2 protein-coding genes are annotated in these 2,057 nt (G+C 42.7%); both read right to left on the bottom strand.

Features of this window, described 5'->3' with window-relative positions:
• Positions 1 to 97: 97 nt before the first annotated feature.
• On the bottom strand, positions 98 to 973 hold the full coding sequence (locus QZZ41_RS15390; protein ID WP_295074190.1) for an AraC family transcriptional regulator: 876 nt from the start codon (positions 971 to 973) through the stop codon (positions 98 to 100).
• Between the two features lie 120 nt (positions 974 to 1,093).
• Positions 1,094 to 2,057: thioether cross-link-forming SCIFF peptide maturase (scfB, locus tag QZZ41_RS15385; RefSeq protein ID WP_295074188.1), on the bottom strand; the 964-nt coding region annotated here is incomplete at its 5' end.

Raw genomic sequence — 2,057 nt, 5'->3', positions numbered from 1 at the left:
TGTACTTGTAAAGTGTTTTTTTTATTTTTTGCACTAATTTTTTATTGAAATTTGCACATTGTATACTAACAAAACACAAATGTCCACAACCGAAGTGCTATTCTTCTGTGGTCTTTGCTCTTCTTCTGTACTCTGTAGGAGTACAACCCTTGTGCATTTTGAACTGCCTCATAAAATAAGATTCACTGTCATAACCGCAGATCTCTGCTATCTCTGTAACGGTATTCTCTGTATTTTTAAGCATTTCCGCCGCAAATATCAAACGGCTCTCAATTACATCCTGACGACAAGTAACACCGAAGGCTGCAAAATACAGACGATGGAAGTAAGTCTTGCTTATGTGTAGCTCACTGCATATCTCGTCAACGGACCATGTGTTTACTGGATCCTCATATATAGAATCACGAAGTTTTTTCAGTTTTAGGTAATGAGGTATCTTTTCCACGGAAGACTTCTCGCAGTTATCAGAAGCATCACTGATAGCTATGAATATCAGTCGCATGGAAAGCTCCATAAATTCGCTGAAATGCTTTCCCCTGTGCATAGACTGTGACTGCATCGAACGCAGAACACCTGATATTACAAAATCATCTTCCAGTTCCACAGGAGCATCCTGCTTTAGATTCATTGAAGCAATATATTGTCTGTCGGCAGCGGAGGTCTTAAAGCTAACTATATCGTACCGCAGCGGATTGCCTTTCACGGGGCGGAAACTCTGCTTATAGCCGCTTGTAAGGATCGCCGCAGAATTGCCGCTTGTACGCTTGACGGCACCGTTTTCGATATACTCAACAGGAGTTCTGAAAAGCAACAGCACAGGATCAGCCCCCATTTCTCCACCGAGAGCACTGCTCCGCCGGCAATTGAGCTGTATGCGGTTTATCTTCATAAAATCCCACCTGCCGTTCAATTTAAACTTCAGAAGCAGCATTCCGCCGCCTGCAAATCTTTCAGCGTTCATTCTTGAAGCCATTTTCTCAAAGCCGACCAATTAAGCTTGCCGACTTGTGTAAAACATAGAACTTCAGAATTAATATCCTATTATACAGTTTTCGTTTAGTAAATCCCTTTTATTTCTCTTCCAGTAAGGCTTTTACTCAGCTGTATCCGCCATTTTCACAGCCTTCATCATGATTGCACACTCAAGGCGCTTCTTTTCAAGCTGACATGAAATCTTATGAGCTGTTCTGATATCACCCATATACTGGTAATTGTTAGCGTTGCAGCCGCCGCTGCAATAGAACTTCGCCCAGCAGTCGCGACAGTCAGGCTTCGAGTAAACGTGAGCCTTTGCAAAATCAGCTTTCATTTCCTGATTGAAAGTTCCCTCATCTATATTGCCCATTTTGTACTCGTCGATACCCACGAACTGATGACATGGGAAAATATCTCCATCGGGAGTTATAGCCACATAGTCATTTCCGCAGCCGCATCCCCTGAGTCTCTTTATAGCGCAAGGGCCCTGGTCAAGGTCCAGCATAAAGTGGAAGAAATTGAACTTCTTGCCTTTCTTTTCGTTTTCAAGAAGCTTGAGTGCAAGCTTTTCGTACTCCGCAAAAACAGCAGGAAGATCCTTTTCAGTAAGTGCGTAAACATCGTCATCGCCCACAACAGGCTCTACGGATATCTGATCGAAACCTGCATCATTTAGGGCAAAAACATCATTTGAAAAATCAAGGTTCTTGTTTGTGAAAGTTCCTCTAACATAATATTCCTTATCGCCCCTGCCTGCAACGAGCTTTTTATACTTGGGCATTATGATATCATAGCACCCCTGACCATTGGGCAATACACGGAAATAATCGTTAACTTCCTTGCGGCCGTCGATAGAGAGAACTACATTTGACATCTCACGATTGATGAAATCGATTTTTTCATCATCGAGAAGAAGTCCGTTTGTAGTGATAGTAAATCGGAACTTCTTATTATACTCCTTTTCACGGCTTCTTGCATACTCAACTACCTGCTTTACCACGCCGAAGTTCATCAGCGGTTCGCCACCGAAGAAGTCCAGCTCAAGATTTGGACGATCTCCAGAATTTTCAAGAAGGAAGTCG

This window comes from Ruminococcus sp., from assembly GCF_016283395.1.
This window is presented reverse-complemented; position numbering and strand designations above follow the sequence as displayed.